Consider the following 19525-nt stretch of genomic DNA (forward strand, 5'->3'; position numbering starts at 1 on the left):
GGGCGGCCGGGTCAGCCCTCGCGTACGGCCAGTGCCAGGAAGCGGGTGCCCTCGTCGGCGTAGGACGTCATGCGCCACCCCGAACCGGCGAGCAGCGGCCGCAGGTTGGGCTCGGCCCGCAGGTCGTCCGGGGTGAGCTGCCGGCCCTGGCGCGCCGCGAGCGCCGCCCGCCCGATCGGGTGGAACAGCGCCAGCGTGCCGCCGGGACGCACCACGCGCCGCAACTCCCGCAGGTTCTCCGCGGGATGCGGCAGGTGCGCGATGAGACCCGCGGCGAACACCACGTCGAACGATTCCGCCTTGCACGGCAGCGCACCGACGTCGGCGAGCAGCAGATGTCCGTCCCGGTCCCGCCCGGCCCGTACGGCGGCCCGCAGCATGGCCGGCGTCAGGTCGACGCCCACGACGACTCCCGTGCGGCCCACGGCCGCCCGCAGCGGGGGCAGGGCGCGGCCGGTGCCGCACCCCGCGTCGAGGACGCGGTCGCCCTCGCGCAGCCCGAGCGCGGCGACCGCGGCCGCGTAGGCGGGGCCGTCGTCCGGGAATCTGCTGTCCCAGTCGGCGGCGCGTGCGGTGAAGAACTCCTGGATGCGTGCGTGGTCCTCGTTCATGTGTCGCATGATCCCCCACAGGTTCGAAGGGAAGCTGCTGCGCGTGTGTGCGCGTGGCGCGATCGTTCCGGTGCTGCCTGTGTCGTATGGCGGCGGTTTTCCTGCGGGGCTTTGAGCACATCGTCCGGCAGGCAGCGTCTCGCCGCCTGCCGTGACCGCGCCGCTCTCGGTGCCGTCGAGGGCGGGATCCGTGTCGTCGGCCGAGGTCGTCGCGTGCCGGACCTGTTGCCGTGGGCCGTCCGGTGCCGCCCGCACGCCTTCCGGGGCACGGCTTCCGGGTGAAGTGATCGCGGGGCTGCACATGCTGCGGCGAAAGCGCTCCTGTTGCGCGCCCGTTCCGGCATCCGGGGGCGTGAGACAGTCAGAACGGAGAAAATACGGTCCAATCCCCCGAATGGGTGCTCGCATTACCATGATGCTGACGGTTTTCTCCCCGTGTCCCTCTGTGTCCTTCTCCCCCTCCCCTCTCCCTTCTCCCTGTGCCGGCCGTTGCCCCTTCCCGAGAGAAGTGATCCATGGTCTGCGAGCACTACGACGCCCGGGGCGGTGAGACGACCTCCCTGGCGCTGAAGATACTGGTCGCCGGCGGGTTCGGCGTGGGCAAGACCACTCTGGTGGGCGCGGTCAGCGAGATCCGGCCGCTGCGCACCGAGGAACTGCTGAGCCAGGCCGGTCAGTTGGTCGACGACACCGACGGTGTGGAACAGAAGACCACCACGACCGTCGTCATGGACTTCGGACGCATCACCATCCGGTCCGACCTCTCCCTCTACCTCTTCGGCACGCCGGGCCAGGACCGTTTCTGGTTCCTGTGGGACGAGTTGTCGCAGGGCGCACTCGGTGCCGTGGTCCTCGCCGACACCCGGCGACTGGAGGACTGCTTCCCGGCGGTGGACTACTTCGAGCACCGGCGCATCCCGTTCGTGGTGGCCGTCAACCGCTTCCCGGGCGCCCGCACCTACAGCACCGACGACGTCTTCCGCGCCCTCGACCTCGATCAGGGCACGCCCGTGGTCCTGTGCGACGCCCGCGAACGCGCCTCGGGAAAGGAGGTGCTGATCCGGCTCGTCGAGTACGCCGGGCGGGTGCACACCGCCCGGCTGCTCGACGCCGTGAGCTGAACACGACGGTGTGCGTCCGGCCGGCGGGGAACGCGCGGAGGCTCACCGTCCTCAGGCCGTGACGTCCTCCGCCATCAGGGAGCGGGCGCCGATGCGCGTGGTCCATTGCCGGAATTCACCCAGGCCCTCCGGCAGGAGGGCGCGTCCTTGCGGCATCGCGCGTCGGAGAGAAGACGAACGGTGGCCGGTCGTCGTCCCCGTACAGGGCGGCCCGGTCGTCATGAGCCGGATCGCGTCCCTTTCACGGTCCCTTTCCCGGCGGTGAACGCGAGGTCGTTTCTGCCGGCCGGGACCGATTGACGCGACACGCGGACTTCCGACGGCCCGTCCGGCAGACGATTTTCCGGTGCGGATGCCCTATGAGAAGAATTCCCGCCACTCGTCATCGGTCATCTTTTGTGCCATGTCCTCATACTCCTTGCCCGGACAGCGGCAGTGGGGAAGGCTGGCGGGAGATCCTCCGGTTGTGGGGGGAGACAACACACGGGGAGACCGCATCATGGCGCAGAACCAGACACTGGGCCGGCTGCTCGACGACCTGACCCGACGGACGGAACACGTACGGCACGCCCTGGTCCTGTCCAACGACGGACTGGTGACGGGCGCCAGCACAGGACTGCGACGCGAGGACGCCGAGCACCTCGCGGCCGTGTCGTCCGGACTGCACAGCCTGGCCAAGGGCTCGGGCCGCCACTTCGGCGCGGGCGGAGTACGTCAGACGATGGTCGAGTTCGACGACGCGGTGCTGTTCGTCACGGCGGCCGGCACGGACAGCTGTCTGTGCGTCCTCAGCGGTGCGGAGGCCGACATCGGCCAGGTCGCCTACGAGATGACCCTGCTCGTCAACCAGGTCGGCGAGCATCTCGACGTGAACGCCCGGCAGTCGGAGTGGACTTCCGCGACAGGCCTCTGACCAGCGCATTCGTCATCCCCCGCGGAGTTTTCCACAGGCCCGCGCCGAGATGTGCGGCACGGGATACGGTGGGGCCCGGGCGAGCGCAGCCGGCGCGAGCCGCACTCCACGGGGGAGACGACCATGTCCGGCGACACCATCACGCATGTCATCGCACCCACCGCCGAAACGGCCGGCGCACAGGCCGGGGCACAGCGGCGGACTCCTTTTTCCCTGAGCCGCGCAGCCCGTGAACTGGGCCTCAAACGCAGCGAATTCGACCTGGCCGTCCAGCTCGGCCACATCCGCACCCTGCCCGGCGAGGGGGGAGGCGGCCGGCGCGTCGGCCGCGCCGAGATCGAGCGGCTGCGCACCCAGGAGGGTTTTCCGGAGTCGCTGCGCAGGCGGGTCGAAGTCGTGGGCACCAGGGACGGCGCGGCGCTCCTGGAGGTGACCGCCGCCCGGTTCACACGCCTGGCCCGCCTGGGCCTGGTGACTCCGGTCACCTTCCATCTGAACCGCTACCGGGCCGTGGTCTGGAGGTATCTGGCCGACGAACTGCTGGAGTTCGCCGTCGCGCCGGGCAGCGCGGCACTGCTGAGGCGGCCTTTGCCCGAGGCGCTCCGGTCCCAGCTGGACACCGGTCTGGACCTGCGCGCCCGCAACTGGCGTGGACGGCACCTCGGTTCCCTGCTGCGCCAGGCCGGCGACCCGTGGGAGCGGGCGGGCGCCGTGGCCTCGATGCTCGACCGGCTTCAGGTCTCGAGGATCGTCGAGGACCCCTGTGAACGCGCGTATCTGAACCGCTTCCGGCCGCAGCCGCCCGTCCACGGCACACCGGGCTCGCCCGCCGCCCGTCTCATCGAGCGGATCACGACGGCGCAGGATCCGGACGAGATCGAATGGCTCCGGGCCGACCTGGCACGGGCGGTGCAGGAGGCCCGCACCCACCGTCCCGCACCCCGCCCGGCCCCGCGGTACGCCGGCCGGCACCCGGACCGGCACGGGCATCCGGCGGAGCACCGGAACCCGGCGGAGCACCGGCATCCGCCCGTGCCGGAGCGGCCCGGGCGCCCCCGGGGGCCCGAGCGGCCCCAGCGGCGCGCACCGGCGCAGCGGTACGCGCGCTCACGCCGCCTGCTGGGCCGGCTCTTCCGCAAGGACACCCGGACGGCCGCCCTCTCGGGCCCCGGACCGGCCGACGGGCCCACCACGGAGGGCGGCTGCCTACACCGCGCGGAACAGGCCCTCCTGGACGACCGACACGACCAGACGCCCCTCCCTGTCGTAGATGCGTCCGCGGGCCAGCCCCCGGCCGCCCGTCGCGATCGGTGACTCCTGGTCGTACAGGAGCCACTGGTCCGCACGGAACGGCCGGTGGAACCACATGGCGTGGTCCAGCGAGGCCATGTCGAAGCCGCGCGGCCCCCACAGGGGCTCGACCGGGATGCGCACCGCATCGAGCAGCGTCATGTCACTGGCGTAGGTCAGCGCGCAGGTGTGCACGAGCGGATCGTCGCCGAGCGGTCCGACCGCGCGCATCCACACGGCGCTGCGCGGCTCGGCGCCCTTGACGTCCTCGGCACTCCAGCGCAGCCGGTCCACGTACCGGATGTCGAACGGCTGGCGGCGTGCCATGCGCTCCAGCTGCTCGGGAAGTTCCCCCAGATGTTCCCGGATCTCCTCCACGACCGTCGGCAGGGACTCCGGGTCCGGAACCGCACGGGCCGGCGGCAGCTGGTGCTCGAAGCTCCCCTGCTCGGGCCTGTGGAAGGAGGCGGTCAGATTGAAGATCGTGCGGCCCTGCTGCACGGCGGTGACCCGGCGGGTGGTGAAGGACCGCCCGTCGCGCACCCGCTCCACCTGGTACACGATCGGCACCCCGGGCCGCCCGGGACGCAGGAAGTACGCGTGCAGGGAGTGCACCGGGCGTTCACCGTCCGTGGTGCGGCCGGCGGCGACCAGCGCCTGTCCGGCCACCTGGCCGCCGAAGACCCGCTGCAGGGACTCCTGCGGGCTGCGGCCACGGAAGATGTTGACCTCGATCTGCTCCAGGTCGAGCAGATCGACAAGTCTTTCGGCCGGGTTCGTCGCGTCCGACATGGGTGGGGTTCTCCTGTGTTCACAACTGGCCGACATCGGTCACGCGGATGACCGCGCGGCCCTCGGCGTCGGAGGCGGCCAGGTCGACCTCCGCGCTGATGCCCCAGTCGTGGTCGCCGTTGGGGTCGTCGAAGATCTGCCGCACCCGCCACAGGCCGTTCTGCGGCTCCTCCTCGATCAGCAGCAGCTTGGGGCCGCGGGCATCGGGACCGGTGCCCAGGTCGTCGTACTCCTCCCAGTACTTGTCCATCGCCGCGCCCCACGCCTCGGCGTCCCACCCCGACTCGGCGTCCATCTCGCCCAGCTCCTCGATCCGGTCCAGGGCGGCGAGCTCGACACGGCGGAACATGGCGTTGCGGACCAGGACGCGGAAGGCACGGGCGTTGGTGGTGACCGGCTTGACCTGGTCGGCCTTCTCCTGGGCCTCCTCGGCGGTCTCCTCCTCCGGGTTGGCCAGCTGCTCCCACTCGTCCAGCAGGCTGGAGTCGACCTGGCGCACCATCTCGCCCAGCCAGGCGATCAGGTCCTGCAGGTCCTCGGACTTCAGGTCGTCCGGGATCGTGTGCTCCAGCGCCTTGTACGCGCTGGCCAGGTAGCGCAGCACGATGCCCTCGCTGCGGGCGAGTTCGTAGAAGGAGATCAACTCCGTGAACGACAGCGCCCGTTCGTACATGTCGCGGACCACGGACTTCGGCGACAGCGGGTGGTCCCCGACCCAGGGATGGCTCTTGCGGTAGGTGCGGTAGGCGTGAAGGAGCAGCTCCTCCAGGGGCTTGGGGTAGGTGATGTCCTGGAGACGCTCCATGCGCTCCTCGTAGTCGACACCGTCCGCCTTCATCGCGGCCACGGCCTCGCTCCGTGCCTTGTTCTGCTGGGCGAGGAGGATCTGCCGCGGGTCGTCCAGCGTGGACTCCACGACGGAGACCATGTCCAGCGCGTAGGACGGCGACTCGGGATCCAGCAGTTCGAACGCGGCCAGCGCGAAGGTGGACAGCGGCTGGTTGAGCGCGAAGTCCTGCTGGAGGTCGACCGTGAGGCGCACGATACGGCCCTCGGCGTCCGGCTGGTCCAGCTTCTCGACGATGCCGCCGTCCAGCAGCGAGCGGTAGATGGCGATGGCCCGCCGGATGTGCCGCAGCTGCTGCTTGCGCGGCTCGTGATTGTCCTCCAGCAGACGCCGCATCGCCTCGAAGGCGTTGCCGGGACGGGCGATCACCGACAGCAGCATCGCGTGCGTCACCCGGAAGCGGGAGGTCAGCGGCTCCGGCTCGGAGGCGACGAGCTTCTCGAAGGTCTTCTCCGTCCAGCCGACGAACCCCTCCGGTGCCTTCTTGCGGACGACCTTCCGGCGCTTCTTGGGATCGTCGCCCGCCTTGGCGAGCGCCTTCTCGTTCTCGATGACGTGCTCGGGGGCCTGTGCGACGACGAAGCCCTCCGTGTCGAAGCCGGCGCGTCCGGCCCGGCCGGCGATCTGGTGGAACTCACGGGCACGCAAGGTGCGCACACGGCTGCCGTCGTACTTGGTCAGCGCCGTGAACAGCACGGTGCGGATCGGCACGTTGACGCCCACGCCGAGCGTGTCCGTGCCGCAGATCACCTTCAGCAGGCCGGCCTGCGCCAGCTTCTCCACCAGCCGCCGGTACTTGGGCAGCATGCCGGCGTGGTGCACCCCGATGCCGTGCCGGACGTAGCGGGAGAGGTTGCGGCCGAACCTGGTGGTGAAGCGGAAGTTGCCGATCAGCTCGGCGATCTGCTCCTTCTCCTCGCGCGAGCACATGTTGATGCTCATCAGCGCCTGCGCCCGTTCCACGGCCTGGGCCTGGGTGAAGTGCACGATGTACACCGGGGCCTGGTTGGCCTGGAGGAGGTCGGTGAGCGTCTCGGTGAGCGGGGTGCGCCGGTACTCGTAGGACAGCGGTACCGGGCGGGTGGCCGAGCGGACCACCGCGGTGGGACGGCCGGTGCGACGGGTCAGGTCCTTCTCGAAGAAGGAGACGTCACCGAGCGTGGCCGACATCAGCACGAACTGTGCCTGCGGCAGCTCCAGCAGCGGGATCTGCCAGGCCCAGCCGCGGTCGGGCTCCGCGTAGAAGTGGAACTCGTCCATGACGACCTGGCCGACGTCGGCGTCCTTGCCGTCGCGCAGCGCGATCGAGGCCAGCACCTCGGCCGTGCAGCAGATGACGGGCGCGTCGGCGTTCACGGAGGCGTCGCCGGTGAGCATGCCGACGTTCTCGGTGCCGAACAGCTTGCACAGTTCGAAGAACTTCTCCGACACCAGCGCTTTGATCGGCGCCGTGTAGAAGGTGACCTCGTCCCGGGCCAGGGCGGCGAAGTGCGCCCCGGCGGCGATCATGCTCTTGCCGGAGCCGGTGGGCGTGGAGACGATCACATTCGCCCCGGAGACCACCTCGATCAGCGCCTCTTCCTGGTGGGGATAGAGAGTCAGACCACGATCCTGGGCCCAGGACTCGAAGGCTTCGTACAGAGCGTCGGGATCGGCGGTCGGCGGGAGCTGGTCGATGAGGGTCACCCGTCCATCTTGCCTGGCCCTGCGGCCGAGGTGGGAATCGGCTGCCGGTTCGAAGATCGTGGCCGCTACGCTGTGTCGCCGACGGAACATCGGCTCGCTGGAACAACTGGACAGCGGAACAACGGAAAAGGGGCGGGCGACGGCCATGATGGGACCAGCACACTCACTGTCGGGCGCCGCGGCCTGGCTGGGCGTGGGAGCCGCAGCCGCCGCGGCCGGGCGTCCCATGCCCTGGCCGGTGCTGCTGACCGGTGCGCTGATCTGCGCCGGGGCAGCCCTCGCCCCGGACCTGGACCACAAGGCCGCGACCATCTCGCGTTCCTTCGGGCCGCTCTCGCGCTGGCTGTGCGAGATCGTCGACAAGCTGTCCAGCGCCGTCTACAAGGCGACGCGTCTGCCGGGCGACCCGCGCCGTTCCGGGGGGCACCGGACGCTGACGCACACCTGGCTGTGGGCGGTGCTGATCGGGGTCGGTACCTCCGTCGTGGCGGTCACCGGCGGCCGCTGGGCGGTGCTGGCCATTCTCTTCGCCCACATGGTGCTGGCCATCGAGGGCCTGCTGTGGCGGGCGGCCCGCGGCTCCAGCAGCGACGTCCTGGTGTGGCTGCTGGCCGCGACCAGCGCCTGGATCCTCGCGGACACGCTCGACCAGCCGGGCAACGGCGCGAACTGGCTGTTCAGCGAGGAGTACCTGTGGCTGGGCCTGCCGATCGTGCTGGGTGCGCTGGTGCACGACATCGGGGACGCGCTGACTGTCTCCGGCTGCCCGATACTGTGGCCGATACCGGTGGGCCGCAAGCGCTGGTACCCCGTCGGCACGCCGAAGTCGATGCGCTTCAAGGCGGGCAGCTGGGTCGAGGTCAGGGTGCTGATGCCGGCGTTCATGCTGCTCGGCGGGGTGAGCTGCCTGGCGGCACTGAACTTCGGCTGAGCAGCCGCTCGGACTCGGCCCGGGACGTCGTCACTTCGGCCCTGAACGTTGTCCGAGGGGCCGCCCGGTCTCATGCGGCCCCGTCGCCGCCCGTGCCCTGCCCGCCGCCGTAGCGCCGCTCGAACCGGGCGACGCGGCCCTCGGAGTCCACCGTGCGGGCCTTGCCGGTGTAGAACGGGTGGCTCTCCGAGGAGATCTCCACGTCCACGACCGGGTAGGTCTGCCCGTCGTCCCACTCGATGGTCTGCTCGCTGGTGGCGGTGGACCGGGTGAGAAAGGCATAGCCGGCGGCGCGGTCGCGGAAGACCACGGGGTGGTAGTCGGGGTGTTTGGCCTGCTGCATGGGAACTCCTCGTGCGGCGGGGGAGAAAGCGGCCGGGGAGGGGCGACGGCCCGTCGGCGGCCGGGTCAGCTGTGCAGGGTGTCCTCGCTGTCCAGGGTGTCCTCGTCGACGACATGCACCGCTGCCTCCTCGGCGGAGGCGGCCGCGCCGTCGATGCCCACATCGGTGGCGACCAGCGCGCTCTCCTCGTCCTCGTGGGTTCCCTCGTCGGGGGCGACGAGACGGCCGGACCGGGTGACGCCGACCTCGTTGTCCAGGAGTTCTCCGTCGGTGTCCGTGCAGTCGCCCATGCCGTCGCCGTCCGGGACGGGCGGATCGGGAAGTTCTTCGGCCAGGCGCTGCTCCAGCGTCCCGCCCTGCCGGCGCTCGGCCGCGGTCACACCGATGTGCTCCACCGCCCAGGGTCGTTCCGGAGGGGACCAGCCACGGTCCAGGGGGTCGCCGACGCCGTCGTACTCCAGCGTGTCCTCCGAGTCGAGCACTCCCGTGTCTTCTCTGATCTCGGAGTCCTTGTCGGGCTGGTAGACGTCGTCTCCCCATCCGCCGACGCTGTCCACGGGTACCTCCAGGGGGTGGGAACGAGCCCGTGCTCACCGTGTCCGGCGGACGGCCGCCGGTGCGCGGAGCACAGCTGTCACCCGGCGTGAACCGGACGGCTCCCGGGTGCTCCCCGAGTCATGTGCTGTTTTCCACCCTTCCATCCTGGTTCGTCCTCGCGCAACGGCACGGCACCGGCCCCGCCCGCGGGCCGCGCCGGTGCCCTCCGCCCCCGGGAACCGCGTGCGCGCACGGCAGCGGCCGTGGCGCGGAGGGCCCGCGGTCCCGGGTCCGGCCCGTGCCCGGGCCGGACCGCCCGCCGGTCTTTTCCGGCGCCGTTCCCGTCCGGCTCACCCGTGCCAGGACCGCCACAGCGCCGCGTAGGTGCCGTCCGCGGCGACCAGGTCGTCGTGGGTGCCCAGCTCGCTGATGCGGCCGTTCTCGACCACGGCGATGACGTCCGCGTCGTGCGCCGTGTGGAGCCGGTGGGCGATGGCGACGACCGTGCGGCCGTCCAGGACGCGGGCCAGGGACCGCTCCAGATGCCGGGCCGCGCGCGGATCGAGGAGCGAGGTGGCCTCGTCCAGGACCAGCGTGTGCGGATCGGCCAGGACCAGACGGGCCAGGGCGATCTGCTGGGCCTGGGCCGGGGTGAGGGCGAACCCGCCCGAGCCGACCTCGGTGTCCAGGCCGTCCTTCAGGGCGCGCGCCCAGCCGTCGGCGTCGACCGCGCCGAGCGCCGCCCACAGCTCGGCGTCGTCGGCGTCGGCACGGGCGAGCAGCAGGTTGTCGCGCAGGGAACCCACGAAGACGTGGTGCTCCTGGTTGACCAGGGCGACATGGGCGCGGACCCGTTCGGCGGGCATCCGGGAGAGCTCGGCACCGCCGAGGGCGACCCGGCCCTTTCGCGGTGCGTAGATCCCGGCGAGCAGCCGGCCCAGCGTGGACTTGCCGGCGCCCGAGGGGCCGACCAGGGCCAGCCGGGTGCCCGGGGCGACCTTCAAGGACACCTCGCGCAGCACGTCGACACCCTCGCGGTAGCCGAAGTGCACCCGCTCCGCGTGCATGTCCCGGCCGGCGGGGGCCAGCGAGACGTCCCCGGCGTCCGGTTCGATCTCGCGGACACCGACGAGCCGGGCCAGCGACACCTGCGCCACCTGCAGCTCGTCGTACCAGCGCAGGATCAGCCCCACCGGGTCGACGAGCATCTGCGCGATGAGCGCGCCCGTGGTCAGCTGCCCGATCCCGATCCAGCCCCGCAGGACGAAGACCCCGCCGATCAGCAGCACGGAGGCGAGCACGGTCACATGGGTGATGTTGACGACCGGGAAGAGCACCGACCGCAGCCAGAGCGTGTAGCGCTCCCACGCCGTCCACTGCTTGATCCGGAGCTCCGACAGGGCGACGCGGCGCTCGCCCAGGCGGTGCGCCTCCACGGTGCGCCCGGCGTCGACGGTCTCGGTGAGCGCGGCGGCCACGGCGGCGTAGCCCGCGGCCTCCGAGCGATAGGCGGAGGGCGCCCGCCGGAAGTACCAGCGGCAGCCGGCCACCAGCAGCGGCAGGGCCACCAGCACGGCGGCGGCCAGCGGCGGTGCGGTGAGGACCAGACCGCCGAGCAGCAGGGCCGTCCACACCACCCCGACCGTCAGCTGCGGCACGGCCTCGCGCATCGCGTTGGCGAGCCGGTCGATGTCGGTGGTGATGCGGGAGAGCAGATCGCCGGTGCCCGCCCGCTCCAGCACGCCCGGCGGCAGCCGGACCGACCGGACGAGGAAGTCCTCGCGCAGATCGGCCAGCATCCGCTCGCCCAGCACCGCCCCGCGCAGCCGCACCTCCCGCACGAACACGGCCTGCACGAGCAGCGCCAGCGCGAACAGCCCCACAGTCAGCGGCAGATGCAGCTCCCGGGCGCCGTGCGACACCCGCTCGACCAGGCCGCCCAGCAGCCAGGGACCGGCCAGGGAGGCGAGCACGGCCACCGCGTTGACGGTGACGAGCAGCAGGAAGGCACCGCGGTGCCGGCGCAGCAGCTCGGCCACATAGGCGCGCACGGTCGCGGCGGAGCCGACGGGCAGGGTGTCGGCCGTCGTCGGGGCCGCCGGGTCGTACGCCGGGGGCGCCACGCCGATCATGCGGTCTCCTCCATCTTCTCCACGGCGTCCCGCAGGGCCATGTCGTCGTCCGGCGGACCGGCCGGTGCGGCCCGTAGCCCGCCGTCGGCCCGGATCATGTCGTGCAGGGCGCGTTCCTCGTCCGTCTCCCGGGTCACCACCGCGCGGTACCGGGGCTCGGTGCGCACCAGGTCGCGGTGCGGACCGACCGCGGCGACCGTGCCCTCGTGGACCAGGACCACCCGGTCGGCGCGGTCCAGCAGCAGCGGCGAGGAGGTGAACACCACCGTGGTGCGGCCGGTCCGCAGCTTTTGCAGGCCCTGGGCGATCCGCGCCTCGGTGTGCGAGTCGACGGCGGAGGTCGGCTCGTCCAGGACCAGGACCTCCGGGTCGGCGATCAGGGACCGGGCGAGAGCGAGACGCTGACGCTGGCCGCCGGACAGGGACCGGCCGCGCTCGGTGATCCGGGCGTCCATCGGGTCCCCGGCGGCAGGCATCGTCTGCGCGAGTGCCTCCAGGACGTCGTCGCACTGGGCGGCGGCGAGCGCCTCCTCGGCGGAGACGTTCCCCGAGGCGGGCACGTCGAGCAGTTCGCGCAGCGAACCGGAGAGCAGGACCGGGTCCTTGTCCTGGACCAGGACGGCCGTGCGGGCCGCCTCGAGCGGCAGCTCGTCCAGCGGTACGCCGCCCAGCAGCACCGATGTGCCCGGTTCGGCGGGATGGCCGCCGAGCCGTTCGGCCAGCCGGCCCGCCGCGTCCGGGTCGCCGCAGACCACGGCGGTCAGACGCCCGGCGGGCGCGCACAGTCCGGTCGCCGGGTCGTACAGGTCGCCCGACGGCACGTCGGCCGTCCGTGTTCCGGTGCTGCCGGCGGGCCGCTTCAGGGAGAGCACCCGGGCGGCCCGCTCGGCCGACGGGCGGGAGAAGGAGTACGCCATGGCGATCTCCTGGAAGTGCCGCAGCGGGTAGGCGAGGATCAGGACGGAGCTGTAGACGGTGACGAGCTCGCCCACGGTGATCCGGCCGGTGCGGGCCAGATGGATGCCGTACCAGACCACCGCGATCAGCAGCAGTCCCGGCACCAGTACCTGGAGCGCGGCGATCAGGGCCCACATGCGGGCGCTGCGGACGGCCGCGTGCCGCACCTCCTGGGAGGCGCGGCGGTAGCGGTCGAGGAACAGCTCCTCGCCGCCGATGCCGCGCAGCACCCGCAGCCCGGCGACGGTGTCCGAGGCCAGTTCGGTGGCGCGGCCCGCCTTCTTGCGCTGCACGTCGGCGCGCCGGGTCGCGTGCGGCAGCAGCGGCAGCACCGCGAGCGCCAGCACGGGCAGGCCCATGACGACGACCACGCCGAGCGCCGGCTGGTGGACGAGCAGGGCGGCGCAGACCAGCAGCACGGTGACCGCGGCCGCGGTGAACCGGGACACGGCCTCCACGCACCAGCCGATTTTCTCGATGTCACCGGTGGAGACGGTGACCACCTCACCCGCGGCCACCCGCCGGGTCAGCGCGGATCCCAGTTCGGAGGCCTTGCGGGCGAGCAGTTGCTGGAGGCGGGCGGCCGCGGTGATCCAGTTGGTGACCGCGGCGCGGTGCAGGAAGGTGTCGCCGAGCGCGTTGCCGGCGCAGAGCAGCGCCAGCAGTCCGCCGGTCAGGGCGAGCCGGGAGCCCGAGCGGTCGACGACCGCCTGGACGGCGAGGCCGACGCAGAACGGCAGAGCGGCGACCGAGGCGAAGTGCAGCAGTCCCCAGGCCAAGGCTCTGAGCTGCCCGCCCAGTTGGTTCCGCTCCAGCCACCACAGAAGCCGAAGACCCGAGCGGGTGTCCGGCACACCCGGATCGGGATACGGAAGGTCTTGAATCTGCATGAGGGTCCAGTGGCTCGTATCGAGGCGAAACAGGTGTCGCCGGGCGGCGGACAAGCCGTGACAGAGTCGCGTCGCCGGGCAGTCGAAAGCAAGCGGTTTTTCCCGTGGGGGACTCCCGGAGACTTCGCGGAGAAATCAGGAGTGGCCGGTTTGCGCTCCTGGTGCGGAAGAGGTCCGGAACCCGCACCCGGCCGCGCGCCGCGGAGTGCGGAGCCGCCGGTTAAGGCACCTCGTGCTCCGCCGGGAAAGGACGGCAAGGGAGACGGCAAAGAGGACGGCAAGGGGGACGGCAAGGGACGGAAACAGCCGGAGAAGGAAGAAAAGTGACTGGAAAGCAGCCGAGAGGAATGACGAGAAGAAGACGGGAAGGGGATGAGGCTGTTTGGATCAATTCGAGTGGATCATCCCGCGTGTCGCGGCAACGATGGGGACATGCGAAGTGGCGGCACAACACATGTGAGGGCCGCTGCGGCGGCCTGTGGTCTTCTTCTGGCGGCGGTGGCCGCATGCAGCGGAGCTCCGGCGGGAATTCACTCCGGCGAAATACCCAGACACGGCGGTCCGTCGGGGGCCGCCCGGCCCGGCCCCGCGGAGGACTTCACCCGGATACCGGGCGTCGGGGAGCAGCTGCGGCGGCAGATCCCCGCCGGCACACGGCAAGTCGTGGTGGTCTACGGCGACCACAGGGACTCGCCGGACTCGACGCTGGTGCTGTACCAGAAACGCGGCACCCTGTGGCAGCAGTCGGGCAGCTGGCCGTCGCACAACGGCAGACGGGGCTGGACCACGAACCATCAAGAGGGCGACGAGCGCAGTCCCGTCGGGGTGTTCACACTCTCCGACTCCGGCGGACTCCTCGAGGACCCGGGGACCCGGTTGCCCTACACCCAGGACGAGGAGGCCTTCGTCTCCCTCTACCCCTGGGACGAGGCGCACCAGCACGACTTCGACTACGTCATCGCCATCGACTACAACCGCCTGCCCGGCACACGCCCGGACGACCCCACCCGTCCTCTGGGCCAGTCCAGGGGCGGCGGGATCTGGCTCCATCTGGACCACGGCGACGGCACACTGGGCTGCATCAGTGTCCCGAAGTCCGCGATGGAATACCTGCTGCACACGCTCGATCCCAAGGACAAGCCCGTCATCGTGATGGGGGACAGGGCCACCTTGCAGCTGTAGCGGGCGCGGCGAACCGTCCGCACGGCCGCCGGAGAGAGCCGCGGTGACGCGTTTTCACGGCAGGTGCGCCCCCGGCGCGTTTCCGATGCGTTCCTGACGCGTTCCCGATGCGTTCCCGGCGTGTGCTCGTGGTGTCCTTCGTGCACTGTCCGGCTGACGGCCCGCCGCCCTCCCGGCGGCGTGCGCACCCCGGCCTACCCCGGCCTCGTGCGTTTCAGCAGTGTCCCCGCGGGGGCACCGTGCCCACCAGGGTGTCCAGCAGTTCGCCGAGCGTCTTGCGCTGCTCGTCCGTCAGGGGTGCCAGGATCTCCTCCGCGGCGGTCCGGCGTACGCCGTGCAACTCGTGCAGCACCCTGCGCCCTTCGGCGGTGAGCTCGATCCGGATGACCCGGCGGTTGACCGGGTCGGGGACCCGGCGCACCCTGCCGCTCGCCTCCAGCCCGTCCACGAGCGTGGTCACCGCGCGCGGCACCACCTCCAGGGACTCGGCGAGATCCGCCATACGGGGCGGCTCGCCGAAGTGCGCCAGGGTGCGCAGCAGCCGGGACTGGGCCGGCGTGACGCCCAGGGCGTGCTGTTCCAGGTGACGCTTCTGGATGCGGTGCACCCGAAGGGTGAGCCGCAGCAGCTGCTCGGCGAGGAGGCCGTCGGGGTCGGGGGAACTCATGCGGGCACCCTACCAGGACCTTGTTCACTATGAACATAGGTAACAATGAGCTAGGATCCGTGGACCATCACCGGCCGCGTCCGCCGGCCGGCGGACGCCCGCCCCGACAGGAGCCCATGCACCCCGACCGTCAGCCCGCCTGGACCCCGCCTGCCGAGCTGAAGGACCAGCCCCGGCAGGTCCGCCGCATCCTGCGGCTCTTCCGTCCCTACCGGGGCCGCCTCGCGATCGTCGGCCTGCTGGTCGGTGCCTCCTCGCTGGTCTCCGTCGCCACGCCCTTCCTGCTGAAGGAGATCCTGGACGTCGCGCTCCCGCAGGGCCGCACCGGTCTGCTGAGTCTCCTGGCGCTCGGCATGATCCTCAGCGCCGTCCTCACGAGCGTCTTCGGTGTGCTGCAGACACTGATCTCCACGACCGTGGGCCAGCGGGTCATGCACGATCTGCGCACCGCCGTCTACGGCCGGCTGCAGCGCATGTCCCTCGCCTTCTTCACCCGCACCCGCACCGGCGAGGTGCAGTCCCGCATCGCCAACGACATCGGCGGCATGCAGGCCACCGTCACCTCCACCGCCACCTCCCTGGTGTCCAACCTCACCAGTGTGGTCGCCACGGTCGTCGCGATGATCGCCCTGGACTGGCGGCTGACGGTCGTCTCCCTGGTCCTGCTCCCGGTGTTCGTCTGGATCAGCCGTCGCGTCGGCAACGAACGCAAGAAGATCACCACCCAGCGTCAGAAGCAGATGGCCGCGATGGCCGCCACGGTCACCGAGTCGCTGTCCGTCAGCGGCATCCTGCTCGGCCGCACGATGGGCCGCTCCGACTCGCTGACCGCGTCCTTCGCCGAGGAGTCCGAACGGCTGGTGGACCTCGAGGTGCGGTCGAACATGGCCGGCCGCTGGCGCATGGCCGTCGTCACCATCGTCATGGCCGCCATGCCGGCCGTCATCTACTGGGCCGCGGGCATCGCCCTTCGGTTCGGCGGCCCGGAGGTCTCCCTCGGAACGCTCGTCGCCTTCGTCTCGCTCCAGCAGGGCCTGTTCCGGCCGGCCGTCGGCCTGCTCTCCACCGGCGTGCAGATCCAGACCTCGCTCGCGCTCTTCCAGCGCATCTTCGAGTACCTGGACCTGCCCATCGACATCACCGAGCGCGAACGCCCGGTCCGTCTCGACCGGATCAAGGGCGAGGTCCGCTTCGAGAACGTCTCCTTCCACTACGACAACGACAGCGGCCCGGTCCTCGACGGCATCGACATCACCGTCCCCGCGGGCTCCAGCCTCGCGATCGTCGGCCCGACCGGCGCCGGCAAGTCCACCCTCGGCTATCTGGTGCCCCGGCTCTACGACGTCACGGGCGGCCGTGTCACCCTCGACGGGGTCGATGTGCGCGACCTCGACTTCGACACCCTCGCCCGCGCCGTCGGCGTCGTCTCCCAGGAGACGTACCTCTTCCACGCCTCGGTCGCCGACAACCTGCGCTTCGCCAAACCGGACGCCACCGACGAGGAGCTGCAGGCGGCGGCGAAGGCGGCGCAGATCCACGACTGCATCGCGTCCCTGCCCGACGGCTACGACACGGTCGTCGGCGAGCGCGGCCACCGTTTCTCCGGCGGTGAGAAGCAGCGCCTGGCCATCGCCCGCACCATCCTGCGCGATCCGCCGGTCCTCATCCTCGACGAGGCGACCAGTGCCCTGGACACCCGTACGGAGGCCGCCGTGCAGAAGGCCATCGACACCCTGTCCGCCAACCGGACGACCCTGACCATCGCACACCGGCTGTCCACCGTCCGCGGCGCCGACCGGATCGTGGTCCTCGACCACGGACGGGTGGTGGAGCAGGGCACCCACCAGGAGCTGATGGACCTCGACGGACGCTACGCCGCACTGGTCCGCCGGGATGCGCAGACGGAGCCGGCGGACCGGGCCGACGAGTTGAGCCGGCGGGCCGAACCGGCGAACTGAACCGGCGGGCTGAGCCGAGGGGCCCGGTCGGCGAGCCGTCCGGACAGACCGGACCGACAGACTGAAGATATGCCAGGTTTATGACGGTATGCGGGTTACCGTGCCCGCATGCAGACGAACACTCCGCCACGGAGCACGATCCGACTGACGCGCCGGGGCCGGCTGGCCCTGATCGTGTCCGGGGCCGTCCTGGCCGGCACCGCCGTGGTGGTGCCGCTGCTGACCCTGGACAGCGGCCATTTCGGCGGCGGACCGGCACGTCCCCGCACCCTGGTGATCCCCGAGGGCTGGCGGGCCGGCCAGGTCTACGCCGCCATCGACAAGGCCCTCGCCCTGCCCCCCGGCACCACCAGCCAGTCGCTCGCCAAGGCCGGCCTCAAGCTGCCGGCCGCCGCCGGGGGAAACCCGGAGGGCTACCTCTTCCCGTCGACGTATCCCGTCGACGACAAGACCACCCCGCAGTCCCTGCTGGCCGCCATGGCCGAGAAGGCGGACAAGAAGTTCAACGCGGCCCCGGTCGCCGCCGGGGCGCAGCGCACCTCCATGAACATGTACCAGGCGGTCACCATCGCCAGCATCGTCCAGGCCGAGTCCGCCACGAAGGCCGACATGGCGAAGGTGGCACGAGTCGTCCTCAACCGGCTGGAGCGCGGCATGCCGCTGCAGATGGACTCCATCCTCAACTACGGCCTCGGCCGCACCCCCGCGGCCCGTGTGAACGCGAACGACATCCAGGTGGACAACCCGTACAACTCCTACCAGCGCATGGGGCTGCCGCCGACGCCCATCGACAACCCCGGCGAGGACGCCCTGCGCGCCGTGATGAACCCCGCGCCGGGCGACTGGCTGTACTTCGTCACGGTCAAGCCGGGCGACACGCGCTTCACCGCCGACTACGCCGAGCACCAGCGCAATCTCGCCGAGGCCGCCGCCCACCAGGCGAGCCGCAGTCCGCGGCCGGCGAAGTGAGCCGTGCCGGGCCGCGGCGCCTCATGCCGCGGCGGCCGGCTCCCCCTCGGCCGGCAGACGCCTGATCTCCCGGACGGCCGCACGCCCGGCCCGGCTGGCGCCCACGGTGCTCGCCGAAGGGCCGTAGCCGACCAGGTGGACCCGGGGATCGGCGACCGCCCGTGTGCCGTCCATGCGGATGCCGCCGCCCGGCTCGCGCAGCCCGAGCGGCGCCAGATGGGCGAGCACCGCCCTGAACCCGGTCGCCCACAGGATGACGTCGGCCGCCATGTGCCGGCCGTCCGCCCACCGCACCCCGTCCGGTGTGATCCGCTCGAACATCGGCTGCCGGTCCAGGACCCCGTCCCTCAGCCCCTGCCGGACGGCGTCGTTCAGCGGCAGGCCCGTCACCGAGACGACACTCCCGGGCGGCAGCCCCCGCCGCACCCGCTCCTCGACGAGCGCGACCGCGGCACGGCGCGCGTTCTCGTCGAACGGCCCCTCACGGAAGACCGGCGGGTGCCTGGTCACCCAGGTGGTGGCGGCCGCGTACGGGGCGATCTCCAGCAGGTGCTGGATGCCGGAGGCGCCGCCGCCCACCACGACCACCCGCCGCCCGGCGAACTCCTCGGGGCCGGCGTACTGCGCGGTGTGCAGCTGCCGTCCGCGGAAGGTCTCCTGCCCCGGGTACCGCGGCCAGAACGGCCGCTCCCAGGTGCCGGTCGCATTGATCAGCGCCCGTGCCGTCCAGGTGCCCTCGGAGGTCTCGACGCGCAGCCGCCCGCCGGGCCCGTCCAGGACCGCCCGTACGTCCACCGGCCGCCGCACCCGCAGGTCGAAGGCGCGCTCGTAGGCGGCGAAGTACTCGGTGACGACCTCCGACGAGGGCCGCGCGGGATCGGCGCCGGTCAGCTTCATCCCCGGCAGCGCGTGCATGTCGTGCAGCTTGCCGTACGTCAGCGTCGGCCACCGGAACTGCCAGGCCCCGCCCGGGCCGGGGGAGTGGTCGAACACGACGAAGCCGCGGTCCGGTGCGAACCCGGCGCGCCGCAGGTGGTAGGCGGCGGACAGCCCAGCCTGGCCGGCGCCCACGACGACCACGTCGACGTCGCGTGTTCTGTTCATGCCCGTGTCAACCGTGCCGTGGGCGTGGATCTTCCCGATCTCCTTTGAGGTCGACAAGGATGGGGGACATGCCAACAGCTTTCACCACCCGAGTTCTGAACGTGACCTCCGGTTCCCGGGAGGCGGTCGTCGACCTCACCCGTGACTGCGAGGCCTTCCTCAAGGAGACCGCGGACGGCCGCGACGGCCTGCTGAACCTGTTCGTGCCGCACGCGACCGCGGGCGTCGCGATCATCGAGACCGGCGCCGGCAGCGACGAGGACCTCCTCGCCGCCCTGCACACCCTGCTGCCCGCCGACGACCGCTGGCAGCACCGCCACGGCAGCCCCGGCCACGGCCGCGACCACGTCCTGCCCGCCTTTGTGCCGCCGCACGCGACCATCCCGGTCCTCGGCGGCCGGATGGCCCTGGGCACCTGGCAGTCGGTGTGCCTGGTCGACACCAACAAGGACAACCCCGACCGCCGGGTCCGGCTGAGCTTCCTGGCCTGAGCAAGCAGGGACCGACGGCCCTCGTCGTGGGGCGGGGGCCGTCGGAGGATGGGGGTGTGGGGCGCGGCTGCGGGGGTCGTGCCGGGCCGGGTGGCCGGGTGGAA

The 19525-nt window shown here is 71.6% G+C and carries 16 protein-coding genes and 1 pseudogene; 8 read left to right on the top strand and 9 right to left on the bottom strand.

Annotation, left to right across the window (positions count from 1 at the left end; translation table 11 throughout):
- Positions 1-11: 11 nt before the first annotated feature.
- Positions 12-620, bottom strand: coding sequence for a class I SAM-dependent methyltransferase (locus ABD224_RS15120; protein WP_425580981.1), 609 nt, complete (start codon positions 618-620; stop codon positions 12-14).
- 506 nt (positions 621-1126) lie between these two features.
- Between ABD224_RS15120 and ABD224_RS15125 the strand changes: the two genes are divergently transcribed.
- The 3 genes and pseudogenes from ABD224_RS15125 to ABD224_RS15135 form a co-directional block, all read left to right on the top strand.
- Complete coding sequence (locus tag ABD224_RS15125) at positions 1127-1732, top strand: GTP-binding protein (RefSeq protein ID WP_344050085.1); 606 nt, start codon at positions 1127-1129, stop codon at positions 1730-1732.
- Between the two features lie 499 nt (positions 1733-2231).
- Positions 2232-2645 carry a roadblock/LC7 domain-containing protein gene (locus tag ABD224_RS15130; RefSeq protein ID WP_344050086.1) on the top strand — a complete coding sequence of 138 codons (414 nt, stop codon included), beginning with the start codon at positions 2232-2234 and terminating at the stop codon, positions 2643-2645.
- Positions 2646-2768: 123 nt separating this feature from the next.
- Positions 2769-3791 (top strand): annotated as a pseudogene (locus tag ABD224_RS15135) (DUF6397 family protein); the annotation flags it as partial.
- A gap of 60 nt (positions 3792-3851) precedes the next feature.
- Here ABD224_RS15135 and ABD224_RS15140 read toward each other — a convergent pair.
- Together ABD224_RS15140 and ABD224_RS15145 are read right to left on the bottom strand one after the other, a co-directional pair.
- Positions 3852-4727, bottom strand: coding sequence for an acyl-CoA thioesterase (locus ABD224_RS15140; protein WP_344050088.1), 876 nt, complete (start codon positions 4725-4727; stop codon positions 3852-3854).
- A 19-nt stretch (positions 4728-4746) separates the two neighbouring features.
- A complete protein-coding gene (locus ABD224_RS15145) occupies positions 4747-7260 on the bottom strand; it encodes a DEAD/DEAH box helicase (protein ID WP_344050089.1) in 2514 nt (837 codons plus the stop codon).
- Positions 7261-7405: 145 nt separating this feature from the next.
- Between ABD224_RS15145 and ABD224_RS15150 the strand changes: the two genes are divergently transcribed.
- On the top strand, positions 7406-8191 hold the full coding sequence (locus tag ABD224_RS15150; protein WP_344050090.1) for a metal-dependent hydrolase: 786 nt from the start codon (positions 7406-7408) through the stop codon (positions 8189-8191).
- Positions 8192-8261: 70 nt separating this feature from the next.
- Here the strand turns inward: ABD224_RS15150 and ABD224_RS15155 are convergent, their stop codons facing one another.
- The 4 genes from ABD224_RS15155 to ABD224_RS15170 form a co-directional block, all read right to left on the bottom strand.
- Complete coding sequence (locus ABD224_RS15155; RefSeq protein ID WP_344050091.1) at positions 8262-8534, bottom strand: type B 50S ribosomal protein L31; 273 nt, start codon at positions 8532-8534, stop codon at positions 8262-8264.
- A 65-nt stretch (positions 8535-8599) separates the two neighbouring features.
- Positions 8600-9091, bottom strand: a complete 492-nt coding sequence (locus ABD224_RS15160; RefSeq protein ID WP_344050092.1) for a DUF5709 domain-containing protein — start codon at positions 9089-9091, stop codon at positions 8600-8602.
- A gap of 330 nt (positions 9092-9421) precedes the next feature.
- Positions 9422-11203: an ABC transporter ATP-binding protein gene (locus tag ABD224_RS15165; RefSeq protein ID WP_344050093.1), complete on the bottom strand. Its 1782-nt coding sequence runs from the start codon at positions 11201-11203 to the stop codon at positions 9422-9424.
- Positions 11200-13050: an ABC transporter ATP-binding protein gene (locus tag ABD224_RS15170; RefSeq protein ID WP_344050094.1), complete on the bottom strand. Its 1851-nt coding sequence runs from the start codon at positions 13048-13050 to the stop codon at positions 11200-11202. The genes ABD224_RS15165 and ABD224_RS15170 overlap by 4 nt, the downstream gene beginning before the upstream one ends.
- A gap of 663 nt (positions 13051-13713) precedes the next feature.
- Between ABD224_RS15170 and ABD224_RS15175 the strand changes: the two genes are divergently transcribed.
- Positions 13714-14232, top strand: coding sequence for a L,D-transpeptidase family protein (locus ABD224_RS15175; RefSeq protein WP_344050095.1), 519 nt, complete (start codon positions 13714-13716; stop codon positions 14230-14232).
- 214 nt (positions 14233-14446) lie between these two features.
- Here the strand turns inward: ABD224_RS15175 and ABD224_RS15180 are convergent, their stop codons facing one another.
- Positions 14447-14899 carry a MarR family winged helix-turn-helix transcriptional regulator gene (locus ABD224_RS15180; RefSeq protein WP_344050096.1) on the bottom strand — a complete coding sequence of 151 codons (453 nt, stop codon included), beginning with the start codon at positions 14897-14899 and terminating at the stop codon, positions 14447-14449.
- Positions 14900-15015: 116 nt separating this feature from the next.
- Between ABD224_RS15180 and ABD224_RS15185 the strand changes: the two genes are divergently transcribed.
- Positions 15016-16857 (top strand): ABC transporter ATP-binding protein, encoded by a 1842-nt coding sequence (locus tag ABD224_RS15185; protein ID WP_344050097.1) that lies wholly within the window; start codon positions 15016-15018, stop codon positions 16855-16857.
- Between the two features lie 108 nt (positions 16858-16965).
- Positions 16966-17826 carry an endolytic transglycosylase MltG gene (gene mltG / locus ABD224_RS15190; RefSeq protein WP_344050098.1) on the top strand — a complete coding sequence of 287 codons (861 nt, stop codon included), beginning with the start codon at positions 16966-16968 and terminating at the stop codon, positions 17824-17826.
- A 21-nt stretch (positions 17827-17847) separates the two neighbouring features.
- On the opposite strand, the gene ABD224_RS15195 is transcribed toward mltG, so the two are convergent.
- Positions 17848-18930, bottom strand: coding sequence for an NAD(P)-binding domain-containing protein (locus ABD224_RS15195; RefSeq protein WP_344050099.1), 1083 nt, complete (start codon positions 18928-18930; stop codon positions 17848-17850).
- A gap of 68 nt (positions 18931-18998) precedes the next feature.
- On the opposite strand from ABD224_RS15195, the gene ABD224_RS15200 reads away from it, so the two are divergent.
- A complete protein-coding gene (locus ABD224_RS15200; protein ID WP_344050100.1) occupies positions 18999-19421 on the top strand; it encodes a secondary thiamine-phosphate synthase enzyme YjbQ in 423 nt (140 codons plus the stop codon).
- Positions 19422-19525 lie beyond the last annotated feature (104 nt).

Source organism: Streptomyces thermoalcalitolerans (assembly GCF_039525155.1).
Taxonomy (GTDB): Bacteria; Actinomycetota; Actinomycetes; order Streptomycetales; family Streptomycetaceae; genus Streptomyces; species Streptomyces thermovulgaris.

Bases quoted from the DNA above. Each gene is read 5' to 3' on its own strand.
- ABD224_RS15120 (WP_425580981.1), bottom strand. From the start codon at position 620: ATGCGACACATGAACGAGGACCACGCACGCATCCAGGAGTTCTTCACC.
- ABD224_RS15125 (WP_344050085.1), top strand. From the start codon at position 1,127: ATGGTCTGCGAGCACTACGACGCCCGGGGCGGTGAGACGACCTCCCTG.
- ABD224_RS15130 (WP_344050086.1), top strand. From the start codon at position 2,232: ATGGCGCAGAACCAGACACTGGGCCGGCTGCTCGACGACCTGACCCGA.
- ABD224_RS15140 (WP_344050088.1), bottom strand. From the start codon at position 4,727: ATGTCGGACGCGACGAACCCGGCCGAAAGACTTGTCGATCTGCTCGAC.
- ABD224_RS15150 (WP_344050090.1), top strand. From the start codon at position 7,406: ATGATGGGACCAGCACACTCACTGTCGGGCGCCGCGGCCTGGCTGGGC.
- ABD224_RS15155 (WP_344050091.1), bottom strand. From the start codon at position 8,534: ATGCAGCAGGCCAAACACCCCGACTACCACCCCGTGGTCTTCCGCGAC.
- ABD224_RS15165 (WP_344050093.1), bottom strand. From the start codon at position 11,203: ATGATCGGCGTGGCGCCCCCGGCGTACGACCCGGCGGCCCCGACGACG.
- ABD224_RS15170 (WP_344050094.1), bottom strand. From the start codon at position 13,050: ATGCAGATTCAAGACCTTCCGTATCCCGATCCGGGTGTGCCGGACACC.
- ABD224_RS15180 (WP_344050096.1), bottom strand. From the start codon at position 14,899: ATGAGTTCCCCCGACCCCGACGGCCTCCTCGCCGAGCAGCTGCTGCGG.
- ABD224_RS15185 (WP_344050097.1), top strand. From the start codon at position 15,016: ATGCACCCCGACCGTCAGCCCGCCTGGACCCCGCCTGCCGAGCTGAAG.
- mltG (WP_344050098.1), top strand. From the start codon at position 16,966: ATGCAGACGAACACTCCGCCACGGAGCACGATCCGACTGACGCGCCGG.
- ABD224_RS15195 (WP_344050099.1), bottom strand. From the start codon at position 18,930: ATGAACAGAACACGCGACGTCGACGTGGTCGTCGTGGGCGCCGGCCAG.
- ABD224_RS15200 (WP_344050100.1), top strand. From the start codon at position 18,999: ATGCCAACAGCTTTCACCACCCGAGTTCTGAACGTGACCTCCGGTTCC.